General features: G+C 72.8%; 17 protein-coding genes and 6 pseudogenes. 9 read left to right on the top strand and 14 right to left on the bottom strand.

Going from position 1 to position 20148, the window contains the following annotated elements:
* The first annotated feature begins 420 nt into the window (after positions 1 to 420).
* Together OG534_RS36690 and OG534_RS36685 are read left to right on the top strand one after the other, a co-directional pair.
* Positions 421 to 2126: pseudogene (locus tag OG534_RS36690) on the top strand (glycosyltransferase family 2 protein).
* A 14-nt stretch (positions 2127 to 2140) separates the two neighbouring features.
* Positions 2141 to 5156: pseudogene (locus OG534_RS36685) on the top strand (acyltransferase family protein).
* Between the two features lie 67 nt (positions 5157 to 5223).
* Here OG534_RS36685 and OG534_RS36680 read toward each other — a convergent pair.
* Positions 5224 to 5853: pseudogene (locus tag OG534_RS36680) on the bottom strand (flavodoxin family protein).
* Positions 5854 to 5999: 146 nt separating this feature from the next.
* On the opposite strand from OG534_RS36680, the gene OG534_RS36675 reads away from it, so the two are divergent.
* Entirely contained in the window at positions 6000 to 6344 is a 345-nt protein-coding gene (locus OG534_RS36675; protein WP_326586117.1) for a MerR family transcriptional regulator, read from the top strand.
* Positions 6345 to 6484: 140 nt separating this feature from the next.
* Positions 6485 to 7132 carry a sortase domain-containing protein gene (locus OG534_RS36670; protein ID WP_326586118.1) on the top strand — a complete coding sequence of 216 codons (648 nt, stop codon included), beginning with the start codon at positions 6485 to 6487 and terminating at the stop codon, positions 7130 to 7132.
* A gap of 68 nt (positions 7133 to 7200) precedes the next feature.
* On the opposite strand, the gene OG534_RS36665 is transcribed toward OG534_RS36670, so the two are convergent.
* The 9 genes and pseudogenes from OG534_RS36665 to OG534_RS36630 form a co-directional block, all read right to left on the bottom strand.
* Complete coding sequence (locus OG534_RS36665; RefSeq protein WP_326586119.1) at positions 7201 to 7479, bottom strand: hypothetical protein; 279 nt, start codon at positions 7477 to 7479, stop codon at positions 7201 to 7203.
* Between the two features lie 246 nt (positions 7480 to 7725).
* Complete coding sequence (locus OG534_RS38840) at positions 7726 to 8085, bottom strand: hypothetical protein (RefSeq protein WP_326586120.1); 360 nt, start codon at positions 8083 to 8085, stop codon at positions 7726 to 7728.
* Between the two features lie 151 nt (positions 8086 to 8236).
* Positions 8237 to 9645 (bottom strand): annotated as a pseudogene (locus tag OG534_RS36660) (HAMP domain-containing sensor histidine kinase).
* Positions 9642 to 10383, bottom strand: a pseudogene (locus OG534_RS36655) (response regulator transcription factor). Before OG534_RS36655 ends, OG534_RS36660 begins: the two co-directional pseudogenes overlap by 4 nt.
* Before the next feature lie 113 nt (positions 10384 to 10496).
* Positions 10497 to 11105 (bottom strand): hypothetical protein, encoded by a 609-nt coding sequence (locus tag OG534_RS36650; RefSeq protein ID WP_326593315.1) that lies wholly within the window; start codon positions 11103 to 11105, stop codon positions 10497 to 10499.
* 85 nt (positions 11106 to 11190) lie between these two features.
* Positions 11191 to 11972, bottom strand: a pseudogene (locus OG534_RS36645) (cytochrome c biogenesis CcdA family protein).
* Positions 11969 to 12598, bottom strand: a complete 630-nt coding sequence (locus OG534_RS36640; protein WP_326593314.1) for a TlpA family protein disulfide reductase — start codon at positions 12596 to 12598, stop codon at positions 11969 to 11971. The pseudogene OG534_RS36645 and the gene OG534_RS36640 overlap by 4 nt, the downstream one beginning before the upstream one ends.
* A gap of 113 nt (positions 12599 to 12711) precedes the next feature.
* Positions 12712 to 13479 (bottom strand): thioredoxin family protein, encoded by a 768-nt coding sequence (locus tag OG534_RS36635; RefSeq protein WP_326593313.1) that lies wholly within the window; start codon positions 13477 to 13479, stop codon positions 12712 to 12714.
* 307 nt (positions 13480 to 13786) lie between these two features.
* Positions 13787 to 13972 (bottom strand): hypothetical protein, encoded by a 186-nt coding sequence (locus tag OG534_RS36630; protein WP_326593312.1) that lies wholly within the window; start codon positions 13970 to 13972, stop codon positions 13787 to 13789.
* Positions 13973 to 14063: 91 nt separating this feature from the next.
* On the opposite strand from OG534_RS36630, the gene OG534_RS36625 reads away from it, so the two are divergent.
* Complete coding sequence (locus tag OG534_RS36625; protein ID WP_326586127.1) at positions 14064 to 14336, top strand: hypothetical protein; 273 nt, start codon at positions 14064 to 14066, stop codon at positions 14334 to 14336.
* 433 nt (positions 14337 to 14769) lie between these two features.
* Here the strand turns inward: OG534_RS36625 and OG534_RS36620 are convergent, their stop codons facing one another.
* Together OG534_RS36620 and OG534_RS36615 are read right to left on the bottom strand one after the other, a co-directional pair.
* The gene (locus tag OG534_RS36620; RefSeq protein WP_326593311.1) at positions 14770 to 15174 is read right to left on the bottom strand and encodes a CAP domain-containing protein; all 405 of its coding nucleotides are present in this window, start codon (positions 15172 to 15174) and stop codon (positions 14770 to 14772) included.
* Positions 15087 to 15566 carry a hypothetical protein gene (locus OG534_RS36615; RefSeq protein ID WP_326594060.1) on the bottom strand — a complete coding sequence of 160 codons (480 nt, stop codon included), beginning with the start codon at positions 15564 to 15566 and terminating at the stop codon, positions 15087 to 15089. Before OG534_RS36615 ends, OG534_RS36620 begins: the two co-directional genes overlap by 88 nt.
* Before the next feature lie 312 nt (positions 15567 to 15878).
* Between OG534_RS36615 and OG534_RS36610 the strand changes: the two genes are divergently transcribed.
* Complete coding sequence (locus OG534_RS36610) at positions 15879 to 16610, top strand: hypothetical protein (RefSeq protein WP_326593310.1); 732 nt, start codon at positions 15879 to 15881, stop codon at positions 16608 to 16610.
* Between the two features lie 72 nt (positions 16611 to 16682).
* Here OG534_RS36610 and OG534_RS38835 read toward each other — a convergent pair whose 3' ends face one another.
* Together OG534_RS38835 and OG534_RS36600 are read right to left on the bottom strand one after the other, a co-directional pair.
* Positions 16683 to 17078 (bottom strand): TetR/AcrR family transcriptional regulator C-terminal domain-containing protein, encoded by a 396-nt coding sequence (locus OG534_RS38835; RefSeq protein WP_442807267.1) that lies wholly within the window; start codon positions 17076 to 17078, stop codon positions 16683 to 16685.
* 490 nt (positions 17079 to 17568) lie between these two features.
* Positions 17569 to 18006 carry a DUF3592 domain-containing protein gene (locus tag OG534_RS36600; protein WP_326586131.1) on the bottom strand — a complete coding sequence of 146 codons (438 nt, stop codon included), beginning with the start codon at positions 18004 to 18006 and terminating at the stop codon, positions 17569 to 17571.
* 230 nt (positions 18007 to 18236) lie between these two features.
* Between OG534_RS36600 and OG534_RS36595 the strand changes: the two genes are divergently transcribed.
* Genes OG534_RS36595 through OG534_RS38830 form a run of 3 tightly spaced genes read left to right on the top strand, consistent with a single transcriptional unit; the run spans position 18237 to position 20099 of the window.
* Positions 18237 to 18893 carry a TetR/AcrR family transcriptional regulator gene (locus tag OG534_RS36595; RefSeq protein WP_326593309.1) on the top strand — a complete coding sequence of 219 codons (657 nt, stop codon included), beginning with the start codon at positions 18237 to 18239 and terminating at the stop codon, positions 18891 to 18893.
* Entirely contained in the window at positions 18883 to 19842 is a 960-nt protein-coding gene (locus OG534_RS36590) for a hypothetical protein (protein ID WP_326593308.1), read from the top strand. The genes OG534_RS36595 and OG534_RS36590 overlap by 11 nt, the downstream gene beginning before the upstream one ends.
* On the top strand, positions 19752 to 20099 hold the full coding sequence (locus OG534_RS38830) for a GNAT family N-acetyltransferase (RefSeq protein WP_442807266.1): 348 nt from the start codon (positions 19752 to 19754) through the stop codon (positions 20097 to 20099). Before OG534_RS36590 ends, OG534_RS38830 begins: the two co-directional genes overlap by 91 nt.
* The last annotated feature ends 49 nt before the right edge of the window (positions 20100 to 20148 follow it).

Genomic DNA, 20148 nt, shown 5'->3' with positions numbered 1-20148 from the left:
TCGACGACCACGGGGAACAGGACTGGGCGCAGTACCGCCCCAACTACCGGAAGCCGGTGACCGAGGTCGCCCGCACCGGAGCTTGGGCCGTCTCTTCCGGATCATCCGATCGTGGGTTGACGCGTGTCGTTGACTGACGCCCAGTGGGCCCGTATCGAGCCGCTGCTACCGGACCGGACTCCACATCGCCGCCATCTTCATCTGGTCAGCGAGGCGATCCGAAGGAAACGGCCTCGGCGGTCGCGCGATCCGTCACCCGTGATGCGCCGTCGTCTCCGGTCCGCGCACCGGGGACGACGGCGCATGTCGGCCAAGCTCCTTGAGTTTCAGGACTGTTCATCCCCGCGTGACAGTGGTCTATACCTTTAACACTAGGCTGGGTCACCTGAAACAGGTACATGCACAGCCGTGGGGGGCTTTATGACCTTTCATCATCTTCCGCAACCACCTTCCGACGAAGAGCTCTACTGGTACTTCGGACCCCAGCGCCGCTGGGTCCTGGTCACCAGCTCGCTCGCCTTCGTGTTCACGGCGGCGACCATGTTCACCTTCGCCCTGCGGACACCGGCCCTGTGGGCCTTCCTCGCCGTCCTCGGGCTCAACGTCGTGGCCCTCGCGCTCTCCTCCGTCAACAGCCTGCGCCCGCGCCGGCTCACCCGGCGGTCGCACGAGATACTCGTCCACGCCTGGCAGCCGGCCGCACCGCCGGGCGTCGACTTATACCTGCCGACCTGCGGCGAACCGCTCCCCGTCCTGGCCAACGCCTACCGCGCGGTCGCGGCCGTCGACTGGCCCGGTGCGCTGACCGTCTGGATCCTGGACGACGCCGACCGGCCCGAAGTCGCCGCGCTGGGCGCCTCGTACGGCTACGCGTACGTCGTACGCCCCGACCGGGGACACCTGAAGAAGGCCGGGAACCTCAACCACGCGCTCACCCTCAGCAGCGCGGAGTTCATCGCGATCCTCGACGCGGACTTCGCGCCCCGGCCGGACTTCCTGCACCACCTCGTGCCGTACCTGGCCGACCCCGCCGTCGGCATCGTGCAGAGCCCGCAGTGCTTCGACACCGACGCGACCATGGACTGGATCCAGCGGGCCGCCGGCTCCGCCCAGGAGTGGTTCTTCCGGTGGATCCAGCCGTCCCGGGACGCGAGCGACGCCGCCATCTGCTGCGGCAGCAACGCCGTCTACCGGCGCAGCGCGATCGACCTGGCCGGCGGCTTCGCCCGGCTCGACCACAGCGAGGACCTGTACACCGGCCTCGCCCTCCACGAGCAGGGCTTCCGCACCCAGTACGTCCCGGTACTGGTCGCCAAGGGCACCTCGCCCGACCGGCTCACCTCCTTCGTCAACCAGCAGTACCGGTGGGCGATGGGCAACCTGCACCTCCTCGGCGCCCCCCGTGCTGGGACGGATGCGTGCGCCTGGCGGATGCGGCTGTGCTTCTACGAGGGCGTCGTCCGGTACCTGACCACGGCCGTGAACACCTTCGCCGCGCCGCTGCCCCCGCTGGTGATGATGTTCTCGGTACCCGGACCACATCCGGGCCCTGGCACGTGCTGCCGCTGCTCGCCCCACTGTGGCTCTGGCACGTGCTGCTGCCGCGGATCGAGCCGGACCCGCTGGCGGGTCGAGGTGATCCGGGCGAACGTGCTGACGAGCGTGGCCGCCGCGACCGCGTTCCTGCACACCCTGCGGGGCGCAGCGCCGCCTGGGTGCCCACCGGCGCGCGGCGCGCGGGGGCAGCGGGCGGGATGTCCCGCCGGGTGGTGGCCGTCTCGCTCGTCTGGCTCGTCGTCTCCAACGGCGCGGCCGCGGCGGGCCTCGCCCTGGCCGTGGCCCGCAACGGCTGGGAGCCTAACTGGGGCCTGCTCCTCTACCTCCTGGTGCAGTGCCAGATCAACGGCCCGCTGATCCGGGACCTGATGGCCGAGCTCCGGCCGCGGACGGTGTCCGGGCGGGCGGAGCGCCGGTCGCTGCCTGCCCGCGTACGGGCCTCCCTGCGCTCCCGTACCGGGATGCTGCCCCGCCGCTGGCCCGAGACCGTCGCCGCCTCCGCGGTCCTCCTGCTCACCGGCCTGCTGGCATCGGGGTGGGTCGACCCGATGCTTCCCTGGCTGAGTTGAAAGGCCCCGCCACCATGTCCTTCCTCGTGACACCCGGCCGGCGCCGCCTTCGTGGGCGCGCCGCCCCGCAGTCCGCCGGACGGCTGCCGTCCGGGTCCCGCTCCGGCAGCGAGTCCGGGCCCAGCCCGCACCGGTCCGCCTTCCGGCCCGACATCGAGGGGCTGCGCGCGGTCGCCGTCCTCGCGGTCCTCGCCTTCCACGCCGGGATTCCCGGGACGGTCGGCGGTTTCGTCGGCGTGGATGTCTTCTTCGTCATCTCGGGCTACCTGATCACCGGTCTGCTGGTCCGCGAGGCGATCACCACCGGTCGGATCCGGCTCGGGGACTTCTTCTCCCGGCGTGCCCGGCGGCTGCTGCCCCTCGGCCGCCGTGGTGCTCGGCGCGGTGGCGGTGGCCGGGGCCTGGCTGACCGTACCGCTGCGCCGCACCGACGTGGAGTACGACGTCGTCGCGGCAGCCCTGTCCCTCGCCAACTGGCGGTTCGTGGCGCAGCGGACCGACTACCTCGCCGCCGGGCACGACCAGAGCCCGCTGCTGCACTTCTGGTCCCTCGCCGTCGAGGAGCAGTTCTACCTGTTCTGGGCGCCGCTGCTGGCGGTGCTCGCGCCTGCGCGGCCCGGGCGGTCCGCCGGGGCCGCGCCGTGCGCTGCGTCGTGGTGCTGGTCGCCGCGCCGCTGACGCTCGCCTCGTTCGGCCTGGCCTGTACTGGACGCGGCACTCCGCATCGCTCGCGTACCTCGGGACACCCTCGCGCGTCTGGCAGTTCGGCGTCGGCGCGCTGCTCGCCCTGCTGCCCTGGCACCTGATGCGCGGGCCGCGACCGCTGCGGCTGCTGTGCGGCTGGGCCGGGGCCGCGGCGATCGGCTGGTGCGTGGTGGCGTACGACGCCGCGACCCCGTACCCCGGCTGCGCGGCGCTCGTGCCGACGCTGGCCGCCGCCGCCGTGATCCTCGCCGGGATACCCGGCCGGGGCGAGCGGAACGCCCCGGGGGCCTGGGAAGTCGGGCGGCTGCTCGCGGGTCGGGCACCCCGGGCGGTCGGACGGCTCTCCTACAACCTGTACCTGTGGCACTGGCCGGTGCTCGTCCTCGCCGAGGCCCGCCTCGGCGCGCTCGGCTGGCCCGCGAAGACCGCGCTGACGCTGGCGGCCGTGCTGCCCGCCCTCGCCACCCTGCGCTGGGTCGAGCGACCGCTGCGGCGCAGCCGCACGGTATCCGAACTCCCCCGCCGCGGACTGTCCGTGGGCGTGACGGCCGTCGTGCTCCCGGTCGTCCTCGCCCTGGTGGTGGGCACGACGACCCTGAACCTGCTGGGCCCGGCCGCCCCGGTCGACCCGAAGGGACTGCCCCCGGGCGCCGCCTCCGGCCCCACCCTGCTCGCCCGGACCCCCGGCACGCCGCTCGTGGACGGCCCGGTGGTGCCGACCCCCGCCCAGGCCCGCGGGGACTTCCCGCCGGACGGGGCATGCGAGGTCGCCCCGGCCGAGACGCACAGCCCGGACTGCCTGTTCGGCGCGGTGGACAGCCCGGACCGGATCGTGCTGCTCGGCGACTCGCACGCCGGGCAGTGGTTCTCCCCGATGCTGGCGCTGGCCGCCGGACGGGGCTGGGCGTTGCAGGAGTTCGTGAAGCAGGGCTGCCCGCTGCCGGAGCTGACGGTGAACAGCCCCCAGCTGGGCCGCGCCTACCGGGAGTGCGACGCCTGGCGGGCGAACACCCTGGAGCGGCTGAGGCAGCAGCCGAAGCCCCGTCTCATCGTCATCGCCTCGCTCAACCGCTACACCGCCGACGCGGCGCTCCTGGCCGAGGGCTGGGAGAAGACGCTGCGGCAGCTGCGGGCACTGGGCGTGCCGATCGTCTATGTCGAGGACACCCCCGTACCCGGTACGGACGTCCCCGCGTGCGTCTCCGGCAGCCCGGACTCCCCCGCCGACTGCGCGTTCGGCCGCGAGGACGCCCTGCCGCCCGATGCGCTGGCACGGCGGATCGCGTCCGGCGAGCTGCCCGGCGTACGGAGCGTCGGCGTGAACCCGGTGCTGTGCCCGGCGACGACCGACCTGCCCGGCCGTGCTCGACCGGATCCTGCTCTACCGGGACGACGCCCACCTGACCAACGTGGCGGCCGTCGTGCTGACCAACCGGCTGGAGCGGCTGCTCACGGAGGCCGGGGCGCTGCCCCGCTCCGGCCGCAGCCGCTGCGGTGCCCGGTACGGGCGGGTGGACTCAGCTGCTGCGCGACGACTTCGACGGCCCGGCGGGCAGCCCGCCGTCCGCCGCGAACTGCTCCACGACCTCGGTACGTGCACCCGGGCTGCCCCGCGCCGCAGTGGGGCACCGGCGAGATCGAGACCATGACGGACTCGACCGACAACGTCCGCCTCGACGGGAACGGCGCGCTGGAGATCGTCCCCACCCGCAAGGAAGGCGCGTGGAGTTCGGGGAGGATCGAGACACGGCGCTCCGACTTCGCGCCGCCGCCCGGGGGCATCCTGCGGATCGAGGCCTCGATCGCCCTGCCCGACGTGACCGGGGCGAAGGCGGCGGGCTACTGGCCGGCGTTCTGGACCCTGGGGACCCCGTTGCGCGACGGGTGCACGGGATGGCCGGGCATCGGGGAGATCGACGTCATGGAGTCCGTGAACGGGCGGGACACCGTCTTCGGCCCCTGCACTGCGGGGTCCTCGAAGGCGGTCCGTGCCAGGAGCCCGTGGGCCTGACCTCAGGTCCGCAGCCGTGCCCCGGCTGCCGTACGGCCTTCCACTCGTACGCCGTCGAGGTCGACCTCGCACCGGGTGCGGAGGAGGTGCGCTGGTACCTGGACGGCCGCGTGTACCACCGGGTCGCGGCCGCCCGGATGGACGCCGGGACGTGGAACCGGGCGGTGGACCACGGGCTGTTCCTGATCCTCAACGTGGCCGTCGGCGGGAAGCTGCCGCTCGCCGACGGCGCGACCGCGGGCCCCGCCACCGAACCGGGCCATCCGATGCGGATCGACCACGTGACCGTCTCGGCCCTGAAGAGGGGCATGTAGGGAAGCGGCGCCGCCCGGTCCCCCCGCGCCCGGGCGGCGTCGCTTCCGGTGCGGCCCGTGCGGTCGGCTACGGCCGGTCCGTCTCCTCGTAGGGGAACCGAGCGAGCGGGGCCTCCCGCTGGAAGAAGGTCTTGGCGCGGACGGCCGCCGCTCGTCGCCCCGCACCTGGCCGGGCCGCGAGCCGTTGCCGAACAGCACCCCGCCGAAGCGCATCCGCAGGTAGGCCGCCGAGTGGTTGAGGCTGGTCACCAGCCCGTCGGCGACGACCTCGTCGTGGTCCGACATGACGGTCACGCCCCACAGGGTCCGGCCCGCCATCCGCTCCTTGAAGTCCGAACCGGGCACCGTCAGCCAGCCCGACCAGTAGTCGAGGTAGCGCTTGGCGTGCGCGGACAGGGTGTACCAGTACAAGGGCGAGACGATGACGACGTCGGTCGCCTCCAGGGTGGCCTGCCGGAGCAGTTCCTCGTTCTCCCCGACCGGCCAGGTCTCGGTCTCCGTGCCGCCCGTCCTGGAAATCGGGCAGCGGCAGGCGGGTCAGGTCCACCCAGCGCTGCGGGACGCCGGTGGGCAACTGTTCGGCGGCCGCCCGCGCGAGCATCTCGGTGTTGCCGTCCGGGCGGGAACTGCCGAGAACGAACAGGAACGAACGGGGAGTCGCCGCCGAGCCGTGGTCCTGAACATCAGAGGAAGACATGTCACTCCAGCATCGCGAAATCGAGTAGGGGTGCGAGGCAGAGCGAGCGACGGCGTGGACGGACCCGGCCGCGGAATGCCTGCTCACGCGGCGACGTTAGGGCTTCACATCAATGTGAAGGTCAAGTCCGGATGGGAGCAGGTCACATGCTGATCGGCGAATTGTCCCGGCGCACCGGGGTCAGCTCCCGGCTGCTGCGGTACTACGAGGCGCAGGGACTGCTCGACGCGAGGCGCGGCCCGAACGGGTACCGCGACTACGCCGAGGACTCGGTGGTCACCGTGCGGCAGGTGCGGGCGCTGCTGGACGCGGGGCTGACCACCGAGGTGATCCGTTCGGTGCTGCCCTGCATCCGGGGCGAGGAGCCGCGGTTCCACTGGTGCGCGGAGCTCCGGTCCCTCCTCGACCGGGAGTTGACGGCCATGGACGAGCGCATCAGCACCCTCCGGCACAGCCGCGACACCCTCTTCGGGTACCTGGCGCAGCCCTGACCCTGATCCTGGCCCTGCCCTGAACCCTCGGCTGCCACCGACTGCGTGCCCCTGCCGCATGCGCTCCCCTGTGCGACGCTGGAAGAGGCAACAGGGCCGGCCTGACCCCGCGCGGCCCCGGCCGACCCACGGACTCCGCCATGACCCAGCACCCGCGCACCGCCTCCCGTACCGCGCCGATGGCGCTCGCCTGCGCCGCGCTCGCCGTCCTGCTGACCGCTCCCGGCGCGCCCGCGGCTACGTCCGCCGCGCCCGCGGCCCGCGTCCAGGCAGCCGCCGGCATCCAGCAGGCGACGTTGTCGATTCCCGCAATCGGCGTGTCGGGGCTGCCCGTGATCCCGTACCCGGGCAGTCCCGACGACGCACCGGGCACCCGTATCCAGGACCGGGGCGTTGCCGCCAGCCCGTACGGGCCCGGCGGCGGCGTCGGACCCGGTGACGTGGGCAACTACATCGTGACCGGGCACCGCATCTCGGCCGGTGGGCCGCTGGGCAACCTGCCGTCGCTGCCGACGGGTGCGTCCGTGTTCGTGACGGCCGGCGGCGTGACGTACCAGTACGTGATCACCACGACCCGGACGACGTCCTTCCGGTCTCAGGCCTCCATCGACGCGCAGCGCGCGGCGGTCCCCGGCTCGCCCGGCGCGACCCCGACCCGCGCGATGATCACCGTGACCACGTGCCTGACGCCCGAGGACGACGCGGCGGGCAACTTCTGGCGGGACGCGCAGAACAATCCCGAACACCGCCTCGACAAGATCGGTGTCCTCACGTCGACCAAGCCCTGACCCGCACCCCGGACGCGGGGGTTCCGGCCCGCGGCGAGCGGGAGACGACAACGGCCCGCTCAGGGCTGTCAGTTGCTCGTGAGGTCCACCCATATCCACGGTGCGTAGTCCCAGGAGCTCACTCTGCCGACGACCAGTTCGACGGTGGTTCCCACCGGCGGGAGGTCCTGCGCCAGTCGTCTGACGCCCGGCTCGCCGCTGCGGCGGATGGTGTCGAGTGATGCGCCGACCGGCTCGTAGTCTCGGAGTTCCGCCGTGATGCCCCATGGCTGGTGGCTCGTGATGGTCGCTCGGACGGGTTCGCCCGGGTGGAGCTCGCTGAGAGGACGCTTGGATTCATCTGTCATGCCGACATCATCTCCCCGTCACCCGGCCGGACGGGGTCGCACGCCTCGGCGTCCGACGGGGCCTCTCGACCAGCGCGCGCCCTGAGCCCGCCGGGAGGAAAATCGAAGCGGGCGGGGCGTGCCAAGGCTCCCCGCGAGGGGTCCGCCCCGGTGAGGGCCACCCGGGCCCGGGACTCGACGCCGCCGCTTCACCCTGAGCGGTACAAGGGCCGCCGCGCCCTTCGTCACGGGACGGTCGGCCTGGAGTCAGTGGACGACGGTGAAACTGCGCCAGGGCCGGCTGGCGGGGGCCGTTACGTCCGAGAGGGTCGTGGCCACGTAGATGCTGTCGGCCTGCTCGGTCTCGCGGCAGTTCTCCGTCCGGTACAGGACGATGTCGACGAGGGTGTTGTTCTCGACGTGGGTGGCTCCCTTCGGGATGGCGATCTTGTGGCATCCCTTGACCAGGGTGTTGGAGTAGCTCAGCTCGATCGGCGAGTCGTGGCCGCGGAAGCTGAGCATGCCGACGGTGGTCCGGCCCAGGCCCGAGCAGGCGGTGGCGCTCAGCAGCACTGCTGCGGCCCCCGCGATGATGCTGATGCGTCGGATGCGTCGGCTGTGGGGCATGGCGCGGTCCTCGTCTGTGCGGTGGTGACGATCCTTGCCCACAGCCTGACCCGGCGGGGCGCCGGTGGCTTGCGCTGCTCGGCCGTCCGGATGAACGCCGGCGGCCGGCAGCGGGAAGGAGCCCGCGGAGGGAGCCCCGTCACGACCGCCGTCACGACCGCCGACGCGGCCACGTGGGCCGCCGTCGGGACATGCGTGGTCTGCGCTCGGACAGCGGCGATGGGGCGAGCGCGAAGGCCACGGTGATGTGGGCGCCTCCCCGGGGGGCCTGTGCGATATGCATCGAGCCGCCCGTGACGGCCGCGGCCCGTCGGGCGATGTCGAGGCCGAGCCCCGAGGAACCGGTGCTGCTCCCGCGGGAGAGGGCCCGCTCCGGTTCGGGGATGCCCGGCCCGCGTCCTCCACGATCAGCTCCACGGCATGGGCGGTGCGGACGACACGGACGCCGAACGGGGTTCCGGGCGCGGTGTGGCGGAAGACGTTGCCGATGAGCGCGTCCACGACGGCGGCGATGTCGTCGTCGGAGAGGCTGACGGCCGTGGGCTCCTGGGTGACGTCCAGGGAACAGGGCCGGTCCTGCTGCTCGGCCAGGACCGCCCAGAAGGAGGTCCGGCGCCGGACGACCTCCGCGGCCTCGCAGCGGGGCCCGGACGGTCCCGCGCCGGGCGCGGGCTGGACCGTGGTCGTCGTGTCCCCGCTGCGCATGCCGTGGCCCATGGGGCTGACCGCGAGCGGGGTCCGTGCCGCGGTGATGATGGCCTGGAGTTCCGTCTCCAGCGCGTGCACCGCCGCCTCGACCCTGGCCGACTCCGGTGTGCCGGCCATCCGCTCCGACGCCAGGTGCAGGGCGGTCAGCGGGGTGCGCAGCCGGTGGGACAGGTCGGCGACCAGTTCGCGTTCGATGGCGAGCAGCTCGGTCATGCGGTGGGCCATGGCGTTGAAGGCGACGCCCGCGTCGCGCAGTTCCTTGGGGCCCATGGGGTCCACTCGGGTGTCCAGGTTGCCCTCCCCCAGCGTGCGCGAAGCCTGCGCGAGCCGCTGCGAGGACCTGACGACCTTCGAGCCGAGGCGGTCGGCCACCAGCACCGAGCCGCCGATCAGACCCACGGCGAGGAGGACCATGACCGCCCAGGAGGCCTTGACCCCGCGGGTCAGCTCCTCCTCGGGGACGAAGTTCTCGATGACGGCGACCCGGTCTCCGGGGAGCACCACCGGCTGCAGGCAGATCCAGCCGCTGGGAATCTGCCGGGAGATGGACTCGCGCCCCTGCTGTGCCCGTTCGAGCAGCGCCTTGGGGGCCTGGGAGTTGCCGAGGGGCTGGGCGTCCGGCAGGTGGACGACCAGGTGCTCGGTCGCGTCCAGGCTGGCGGCGGATTCCCGGAGGGCGGACGGGTCCGTGGTCAGCGTGAGGACGGGCGCCAGGGCTGCGGCGCGCTGCTCGGCCGCGGTGACGCTCTGCTCCTTGACCAGCGACATCACCAGCGCGGCCAGGGGTATGAGGAAGGAGAGGGCGACCATGGACGTGACGGCGAGCGCCACTCCGGCCAGTGAACGTCTCAACGCGGCGCCACCAGTTTGATGCCGACACCGCGGACGGTCAGCAGGTAGCGCGGGGCCGCCGCGCGTTCGCCGAGCTTGCGGCGCAGGGACGACAGGTGGACGTCGACGGTCTGGTCGTCCACGTACGGCTCGCGCCAGACCTCGGTCAGCAGCCGGCGTTTGGAGACGACCTGGCCGGTGTGGTGGGCGAGGAAGGCCAGGAGGTCGAACTCCCGGCGGGTGAGGTGGAGCTCACGGCCGGCCAGGTGCGCGGTGCGCGCACCCGGGTCCACCGCCAGCTCGCCCACGGTGGCGGGGCGCAGCGGCTCGGCCGCCGGCGCCGGCCCCGAGCCCTGCCCGGTGTGGGCGCCATGCGCGGTGTGGGCGGCGGGCGCGTGGCTGGTGCGCCGCAGGACGGCGGAGAGACGTGCGATGAGCTGTCCCCCGGAGAAGGGCTTGACCAGGTAGTCGTCGGCGCGGCGTTGAGGAGCTTGATGATTTCCGTCTCGTCGTCGCGGGCGGTGGGCCACCAGGACGGGAACGGAGGAGATGCCCCGGATCATGCGCAGTGCGTCGCCTCCGTCCAGATCGAGGCAGCCCCAGGTCGAGGACCACCGCGTCGACGGGCATCTGGGTGACCTCGCGCAGGGCGCCGAACCCGTCGCCCACGCTGCGTACGGCATACCCGTGCTCCGCCAGGACCTCGATGAGTGACTGGCGGATGCTGGGGTCGTCTTCCACGACCAGGACGCTCGGCATGGGGACACCTTAGGGGCTCAGTCCGGGGAGGTCGTGGACAGGTGACGGAGGACCGGCTCGCGAGGGACGGGGGCGGGGGGCGGGCGCGGGGGCCGACGCGGGGGCGGCCGATGCTAGGAGGCGCCGAAGGTCGGGCCGTCGTCGGTGACGCGCAGGTGTACGGGGCGGTCCGTGACCGGAATCGTGCAGCCCTGCTCCGTGCTGCAGCTCGCGTAGCCGAGCAGCACCGTCGCGTCCCCGTTGCCGTCGGCGTGTATGGGCAGGGTGGCGGTGACCGGGCCGTCCGGATAGACGGGGACCGGGGCGTCGACGCCGGGCACGCTGATCGTCCGTACGCCTGCGGCGGCCGTCAGTTTCCCGTCCGCCTTGAGGATTCCGGTGACGTCCACGGTGGTCGGTCTGCCCACGCCCTCGATTCCGGTGGGCGGCAGATCGGTGCTGTAGAGGTGGAAACCCTTCTCCTCAGGGGTGAAGACCGCGGTCAGGGTGCCCTTCGAGGCCTGCCAGTCGGACACCGAGAGCGTGACGGTGACCCCGTTCTCGCTGAAGCGCGTCGTGGGCGCGGTGTCCGCGGTGTCCGCGGCGGCGCTCTTGGCGGGCTGCTGCTGCTCGCCGCATGCGGTGAGCGCGGCGAAGGAGAGGAGGGCGGCCGCGACGCGGGCCTTCCGGGAATGCCCGAGGGACGCCATGCGCGGTGTGGGCAGGGAAGCGTTCACGTTCATCTGTGTCTCTGTGCTCCTGTGTCTCTGTGTCAGGGGAGCGAGCAGGTCTGTTCTTGGTCTTCAGGGCGAACAGCGGCCCTGGAAGCTAGAAGGCGGTGGTGAAGTCCGCGCTCCACAACTGCAGCCGGTACACCAAGTCGTTCACGACGCCCGTGGCCAGCAGCACGCCGACGAGCACGAGCAGGCCGCCGCCGATCCGCAGAACCCACTGGTAGTGGCGTTTGACCAGGCCGAAGGCGCCCAGGGCCCGGCGGAAGGCCAGCGCGGCCAGGATGAACGGCAGGCCCAGCCCGAGGCAGTAGGCCGCCATCAGCAGGGCTCCGCGGGCCGCACTGGCCTCGCCCAGGCCAGCGCCTGTACGGCGGCCAGTGTCGGGCCGATGCAGGGGGTCCAGCCGACCGCGAACACCGCCCCCAGCAAGGGGGCGCCGGCCAGTCCGAGCGCGGGGCGCCGGTGGCTGCGGAACTCCCGCTGTGTGAAGCCCGGCAGGAGGCCCATGAAGGACAGCCCCATCAGCACGGTGAAGACGCCGAGCACCTGGGTGACCACCTCCTGGTGGGCCAGCAGGGACCGGCCGAAGTACCCGAACAGGGCGCCCCCGGAGACGAGGACGGCCGTGAAGCCCAGGACGAACAGCGCCGCGCCGGCCGCCATGAGGCTGCGGCGCCCTCCGCGGGCGTCCGCCAGGTCGGAGACCGACAGGCTGGTCACGTAGCTGAGGTAGCCCGGTACGAGCGGCAGTACGCACGGCGAGAGGAACGAGACGAGTCCCGCGACGAACGCCACGGGAGCGGCGACGGCCAGCGTCCCCTGGAGGAGGGAGGGGGCGTCGGCGGCGGCGAGCGTCCAGCCCGTGACCGTCGTCATGACTCCTCCTCCACCACGCGTGCGAGCAAGGGCCTCAGCTCTTCGTCGGTGACGGCTCCCCCGATGCTGACGGCGATGCGTCCGCGCCGGTCGATCACGAGGGTCGAGGGGATGGCCTGCGGGTTCAGGAGCGCGGGCGGGAAGCGGAGCAGGAGTTCCCCGTTCGGATCGTGCAGGCTGGGGAAGCCCAGGCCGTGGGCGCGTACGAAGGACTGCGCCGCCGCCCGGTCCCGGTCGCGGGTGTTGATCCCGAGGAACCGGACCCCGTCGGCCCGGGTCTGCAGGCTGAGCCGCTCCAGGTCGTCGGCCTCCGCCCGGCAGGGGGCGCACCAGGATCCCCAGACGTTGAGTACGACGACGTGGCCCCGGAACTCGGCGAGGCTGACCGGCTTCCCGTCGAGGTCGTCGCCCGCCAGGGCGGGCGCGGCCGGCCTGGCGCCGGAGTCCACGACCGTGGCGGCCGCCGCGGCCCTGATCGCACCCGCCTGCCCGGCCGGCGCCCCGGCACTGTTGCCGGCTTCGGCACCACTGCCGCCGTCGGCGCCGGTGCAGACGGCGGCGAGGACGCAGCCGGCCGCGGCCGCGAGGCCGCCAGGACCGCGGTGCGCACCCGCATCCGGCGCCATCCCGCGGGCAGGGCGGGGCCCGGCGGATTCCGCCGCCGGGTGTCCCGGGTGTCCCCCGTCTCCCGGGTCTGCCTGGCCACCCGGGTCCTCCTGGCCTCCCTGGCCCGGTCGTCTCATGACGCCCACTGGCGCAGGAAGGAGTTGATCCCCTCCGAGGTCAGGGAGGGGTTGCCCGTGGCGTGGGTGTCGGTGCGGACCGTGCCGGACGGCGTGACGACGATCAGGACGGGCATCTTGTAGCTTCCGCCCGAGGGGCTGTACTTGCGCAGGAGCGCGGAGTTGGCGGAGCTGTTGCCGCCAATGTCGATCTTGACCAGGTGGTACGAGGCTCCGAGGATCGCCGCCGTCTGCGGCTGGGCGAACACCTTGTCGGCCGCCTTGCAGTTGCCGCACCAGTTGGCTCCGAAGTCGAGCAGCACCATCCTGCCGTCGGCCTTGGCCGCCGCCAGCGCCGCGTCGATCTGCTTCTGCGCGTCGGCCGAACTGTCGTAGCCGGGCCCGGGTATCCGTGCCGGCGCGGGCGCGGCGGACGTACGGGACGGCTTGGGGGCGGCCGAACCGGTCTTGGCGCGCGAGGGCGTGGGCGAGGAGGACGGGGTGGCGCTGGCGGACGCCGACGGCGAGGCCGACGCGCTCGGGGACGCCTCGGCGGACGTGGACGCGGAGGCGGACGCCGTCGCGGAGGGGAGGGCCGACGACGACTGTCCGGCTGTGGACTGCGCGGCGGACCCGACGGGCTGGGAGGACGGTCCGCACGCGGTCGTCAGCCCGGCCGCGACCACGACCGCGGCGACCAGCGGCAGCCGCGCCCCGAGGGGCGCGGCGGAGCGGGGCTGCGCACGGCGGTCGGCGCGGACGGGTCGGAGTATGCGAGAAGTCATGGTGAAGACACCCCAAGGCACGGTGAGGACGACGGGAAGGGCGAAACGCCTCCCGGTTCGGTGAAGCCGACGGCCCGACAGTTCGCCGGGGCCGTCGGGCCCGGGCGCCGAGGGCCGCTCGGCTGACGCGAGCATAGGACCGCTCAGGGCCGCCCGGACCGTGTGGGCGTGATCTTGAGGTTCCCCTAAGGAAGAGCTCACCTTCCGCTTCACCGGAACTCGGGCGATGAGGGCACGCAAGGAGGCGAATCCCACAAAAGGGATCAGGAGGGCCGAGTGGTGCGGACCGGCCGAATCTGCCGGTCCCTCAGAACGAGGTCTCGCGGACGCTGGCCTTCGCCGACGGGACGATCGTCGCGGTGATGACGGAGCGGTGGTCCTCGCCGGCGAAGGTGACCGTGAGGGTGTCGTCCGCGGTCTGTGACGTGGTGGCCTTGAAGCCGCGGCTGGGGATCGCGGAGATCAGGCAGACGCCGCGGCCGCCGTACCGCACCGTGACCTTGCCGCCCTGCCGAGGGGACGGTGTGCAGGCCCGGGCCGCCTTCCTGACAGTCGACGGAGGGTTTCGGCGCGAGGGGGTCCGCGTGCTTCCCGACGAGGCCTTCGAGGGCGTGGGCGTCGAAGCCGAGGGCGACGGCCGATCCGTGGGCGTGGGCGAGCCGCCGGCGGACGCGGAGGGGGACGGCGGGCTCGGCGACCCGCCCTGGCCCGCCAGCCACGCAGGGGGCGAATCGAAGACCATCGGGGCGGACCGCGCGACGGGAGGCGTATGCCGGGTCGAGCCGACCACGAACTGGACCGTGGCGAGCACGGCGGTCACGCTGGTGGCCGTGCACGACAGCCATATGAACAGGTAGCGCGGAATTCGAGGCACCGCCCCATAGTGGCCGACGGGTCAAGCCGTCCGTCACCGCCTCCCCCGGAACTCGCCTCCGCAGCCGCGCGTACCGGTCCAGGGACGGGTACGGAGGGCAGCGCGGGCGTGGCGGCGCCGGGCGGCGCCGGGCGGCGCCGGGCGGCGCCGGGGCAGGGGGCGTCAGACCAGCGGGCGGCAGACCATCGGTGGGCGCGGTCGGCGCGGTGGGGGGCGATCCCCGGCACGGTCGACGCGGTTGGCGGCGGGCCCCGAACGCCGACGTCCTCCTGGCCCGCGTACGGGTCGGAGGACGTGCGCCGCTCGGCGGCCCTTCCGGGCGGCCGATGCCGGCGCGGGGTTCCCGGCGGACGATCCCGGCGAAACGAAGACGCACGTTCCCCAGGATCGTATGGAGTTGCCGGTCGGGAGGTTTCCTACTTCGACGCGCCGAAGTTCTGCGTCCACCACGGGCCGCCGTCGCCCTTGTGGACGCCGATGCCGATCTCCCGGAAGGCGCAGTTGAGGATGTTGGCCCGGTGGCCGGAGCTGTTCATCCAGGCCTTCATGACCGCGTCGGCGTCCGACTGGCCCCGGGCGATGTTCTCACCCAGGCGCGACCACGCGTATCCGGCGGCCTCCACCCGGCTGGTCATGGTGGACCCGTCGGGTCCGGTGTGGGACATGACGCCACTGCGGGGCCGCGGTGCTCGCCGGCACGCCCGCGCCGCGGCGTTCAGCTTGGCGTTCGCGGTCAAGGGACCCGCACCCGGGCCGCGGCACGCTCCTTGAAGCTGACCAGGGCGAGGACCGCGGACCTCGGCGTTCCGTGGAGCCCGCATCGCCGGAGGAGCCTCCGGAGCCGCTTCGCCGGTGGTGGTCGCGGCAGTCGTCCGTGCGGGCTTGGCCGGCTGGGTCGACGCCGGCTTGGCCGGGGTGCTCTCCGCTGCCGCGGGCTTTCGTGCGGGGTGGCGGATCCGGTGGCGCCGCCGGTGGGCGTTCCGGGCGGCATCGCGCCCGGCGCGGCGGCCGCGTCAGCGGTGAGCGTGGGGACGGCCTCGGTGGGGGTTGCCGTCGCCGCCCCGTCGCCGGAGGCCGCGGTACCGGACTTCGGGCCGGTGCCGCCGTCGGCCCGCTGGTCCACGCGCGCACCACCGTCGGAGTCGGCCACGGCCACGCCGACCGCCACCGCAGCGGCGGCCGCGGTGAGCGACAGGACGATGCGCGTGCGCACCGCCTTCTTCCTTCGCGCCTCGACGCGGGACGGCATTGCGGGAGTTCGGCTGCGACTCATGCCTGTAGCACCTCACAGAGAAGGGAACGAGGGGGTCCGACCGAGCCTAGGGCGGTGACCAGCGAAAAGATCGCTTTGGAGGCGTTCTTCAAGGTCCCTTAAGGAAGCCCGCAGGGTCGTCACAGGGACGAGCCGGGACAATCACCCCAACGTGAATCGGGAGGGCGGTCGGGCCGGGTCGGACCGGGTCGGGTGCGCACCGGCAGCCCGTGTGATCATGACGTCGGCACATCCGCACCTCATGGGGGGACCATGCGCACCCGCACCACCACCGCCACGACCCGCCTCGCCGTCGGGCTCGCAGCGCTGCTCGTCCTGACGGGTTGCAGCACCGCGGGCGAGAGCCGGTCCGGGGCGGCGACCTCCGGCGCTGCCGCTTCCGCCTCCGGCCCCGCCGCCGCGCCCGCGCAGAGCGGTGGGTCCGGGTTCGAAGGACCCCGGCCGCAGGACCAGAACCTGTTGGCGTGGACCGGCGACCCCAATGACGCGGGGCACGTCACCGCGCAGTCGGCCGCCGGGGTCGGCGGGCGGGTCACCTTGGTACGGATCGTCCTGCGCGAGCAGATCACCTGGTCGAACATCTGGCTGGGCCTGGCCGGCATCGACCCGAACGCCCAACTCGCCAACTGCTACCTCGGCGTGTACGACGCCAAGGGCAAGCTGGTCGCGACCACCCCGGACATCTCGCCCCAGCTGATGACCGACGCGATCGCCAAGCCGCTGGCTCTCGACAAGCCGTTCACCGCCGCCCCCGGCACCTACTTCATCGCCCTCCTGCTCAACGGGAACTGGACCACGAACCTTCTCACCCTCAAGTCCACGGGCGCCGGCATCTCGGTCAACGCCGGCCTGACGCCGCCGCAGCTCAGGTACAGCACCCTCCTGACCGGCCAGACCTCACTGCCGGCCAACGTGAACCTGACCGAGCAGTCCCAGAGCACCATCAACACGGGCTGGGCCAGCCAGTGGTACGCCATCTCCTGAGCTGAGCCGAGCGGGTCGGGCCGTCCGGGCTCCGCGGCATTCCTCTGGAACGGTTGTCGGTCCAGGCGGACTTCAGGACGGCCGCGTTGCCGTCCTGGCGGCCACCAGCGACTCGAAGCCGTCGAGGAGCCGCTCCAGGCCGAAGGCGAAGTGGTCGAAGTCGCCCGAGAAGGCGTTGTCGTCGAGCGCCGCCATCAGGGGGAACTCCCCTGTGGCCATGGCTCGGGAGAGCACGGGCGTCTGGGCCTGCCAGAACTGCTCTTCGCTGATTCCGCTGTGCCGCTCGGCCTCGACGGCGTTGACGTGCGTGCGGGCCACTCCGGCGACGTATCCGTCCAGGGTGACGATGACGGAGATGAGTTCCTGGTCGGTCAGGCCGTTCATGGTGTTGATGCGCGCCAGAGTCCGCTCCAGATGGCGTACGGCGTTGGGCCCGAGCACCGGGCGTGCCTGGTTGACGTGGAGCAGCCACGGGTGGCGGTGGTAGAGGGCCAGTGCCGCGCGCGCCGTGGCCTCCAGCGCCGCGAACGCGCCAGCCGCGGGCCCCTTCGAGGGCGGCGTGCGCTTCCTTCTGCACGCGGTCGAGCATCAGGTCCAGGAGTTCGGCCTTGCCGGGCAGGTAGCGGTACAGCGACATGGTGCCGACGCCGAGTTCGGTCGACAGGCGGCGCATCGAGACCGCTTCGAGGCCTTCGGTGTCGGCGGTCGCGACCGCCTTGTCGATGATCTTCTCCAGTGTCAGGCCGGGTTTGGGGCCGCGGCTGGGCCGCTGTCCGGCACCCCACAGCAGTTCCAGGCTGCGTGAAATGTCGCCGCTGCCCGAGCTGTCCGTCGTCGTCATGCGATCACCCTGTTCCTCTGGACGAAAACTGAGTACACCGTACTCTCAATAGAGTACACAGTACCCAGTTTCATGGCGAGCAGGATCTCGGAAATGGCCGGAAACGCCGGCCTCGATTCAGAGCAGGCTCAGCACCGCGAGGAGGACGCCGAACAGCCCGAGACCCGCCAGAATCAGGAGGGTCAGCACCGTGCGCACGGCGCCCCGGCCCGCTTCGACGAGGACCGCTCGCTCCGGGCTCGACGGGAGATAGCACAGTCGCATCGGCGCACCCAGGGGCCGCCGCCGTTCGGTGTCGAGGTCGAGCCGGTACTCGCGCCCGTCGACCGCGCGGAAGCCCACGATGGCGTGCTGCAGACCCGCCCGGCCCTGGTCTCCCGGGAGCACGTAGGCATCCAGCACTCTGCCCTCGGCAAATAGCCCTTCGTTGAACATCTTGCGGATGAACAGCCATCGACTGCAGGTCCGCACCGCGAGTGCGAAGGAGACCGATAGGGCGAGGAGCCCGACACCACCGAGCAGCAGCCGGTGGCCGTCCTCGCGCAAGAAGTCCATGACGCCCCTCCACGTCGACCTACCGCCGGGCCGCCGTCCGTGGCACTCCCGGACGAAATCTACCGCTCGTGCTGCCGCCAAGCCCTCGGCGACTGTGTCCCACCACAACCAGCCGCAGGGCCCCGCCGCACGGCCCCGCCGGACGGCCGGAATCGGCAGGGCACTACTGGGCACAGTCGGGTGGACCACCGGGGTGTACCACCAGTACACCCCGGTGGTACGGTGCGGTCATGCCTCTTCCCCGTTTCGATCGCCTGCCCGCAGAGCGCCGGGAGCTCATCCTGGGCGTGGCGCGCCGGCACTTCGCCGAGCACGGCACCGAAGGCGCCTCCTACAACAAGATCATCGAAGCCGCGGGGGTCTCCAAGACCGCCGCCTACCACTATTTCGACGGCCGCGAGGACCTGCTCACCGCGGTCCTCGACGGGGTGTTCGAGCGACTGCTCGACGCCCTCGGCCCCTGGGTCCCGGCCCGCGACGAGGCCGACTTCCGGGCCCGGTTCGCCGGCGGCTCCGCCGCCCTCGCCGCCCACCTGCGGGACCACCCCGAGGACCTGGCCCTCGCCGACGCCGCCATCGGGCGCACCCACGCCGGCCCGTGGCTCGCATGGTTCGGAGACCTGGTCACGGACGGACAGCGGCTCGGGATGATCCGGACCGATGTGGACCACGGGCTGCTGGTGTCGGCGACCGCGGCCGTCATCCGGGCCGCCGACGCCTGGGCCTTGGCCCGTATGACGACCGAGCGCGTCCTCCCCGAAGCCGCGGACTTCCCGGAGGACGGCGAGGCCCCGGCACAGCTGTGGTGCCTGTTGTACGGCCTGTGGGGCGGGGCAGTCACCGCGGCCGCCACAACTGCCGGAGAGGACCGGACCGATGCGCGGTGACGTGCAGATCTCCTGGGAGATACCGGCCACCCCGCCCGGCCTCGCGGGACGCCTGGAGCGGTTCATGGGCCCCGGCAAGTCCCGTTCCGAGTCCGTGGTGGAGACCCTGGGCCTCCTCGGCTGCGCCCTGCTCCTGGCCGCCGGCCTGTGGACCTCGGGGGTCGCGCGCGACCTGTCCACCGCGCAACTCGTCGTGGTCGCCCTGGCCGGGCTCGACCTCATCGGCGGGGTGTTGACCAACGCCACCAATGCCGCGAAGCGTTGGTACCACCGGGCCGACCCCGCGGCCAGGCGCGCCCGGCTGCTGTTCGTCTCCGCACACCTGATCCACCTCGCCGCGATGGGGCTCGTCGTCCTGTCCGGTGACCTCAAGTGGACGCTGGCCAACGCCGCGCTGCTGCTCGGCGGGGCGGTGGTCGTGGAATTCGCGCCCGTGCACCTCAAACGGCCGGTGGCGATGGCCCTGTTGATGGCCGGCCGTCCTGGTCAACCTGTTCTGGCTGCCGGTGCCCGCCGCGCTCGCCTGGTTCGCGCCGCTGTTCTTCCTCAAGCTGCTCGTCCTGCCACCTCGTGCCCGAGGCGCCGCTGGAGCGGAGGCGGGATGTCTGAGGCCGGGGCGGAGCGTTCCTGGCGGATCGACACCGACCCCGACCCGGTCGCCTGCGCCGACCTGCTGGCCGCCGCGTTCGCCCGGGAGCCCGCCGTCTCCTGGATCTGCGGCGGCTCGGCCCGCGCACGGACCCACTGGTTCCGGGCCACCCTGCGCACCCACGCCCGCCTCGACGGGGCCCGCCGTACCGCGCTCGTGGGCGCGGACGGCGGCTCCTCGCGGCGGCGGTCCTCACCCCGCCGGGCGCGATCCCGGCCGCGGGCGCGCGCGTCCTCTGGGCGGCCCGCACCGGGCTGCGCTGCGGGCCGCGCGCCCTCGGCCGGACCCTGCGCTACCTGAACGCCACCGACGGGGGCGCACCCCCGGGGGCCTGGACCCTGGAGTTCGTCGGCGTCCGTCCCGACCTGACCGGACGCGGCGCCGGCCGCCTCCTCCTGAACCACGTCCTGGCGACCACACCCGCCCCGCACGGCCTCTACCTGACCACGGCGGACCCGGCGAACGTCCCCCTCTACCGCCACTTCGGCTTCACCACGCTGCACGAAACCCCGCTGGGGCCGTTGACCGTCACCTCCATGAGCCGCACGGAGAAGTGATCCGGCACTCCTGACGGCGGTCGGCAAGGGCCGGCCCGTCCACCACTGC

Source organism: Streptomyces sp. NBC_01294 (assembly GCF_035917235.1).
Lineage (GTDB): Bacteria > Actinomycetota > Actinomycetes > Streptomycetales > Streptomycetaceae > Streptomyces > Streptomyces caledonius.
The sequence above is the reverse complement of the archived record's forward strand: the minus strand, read 5'-3'. Positions and strand labels throughout refer to the sequence as shown.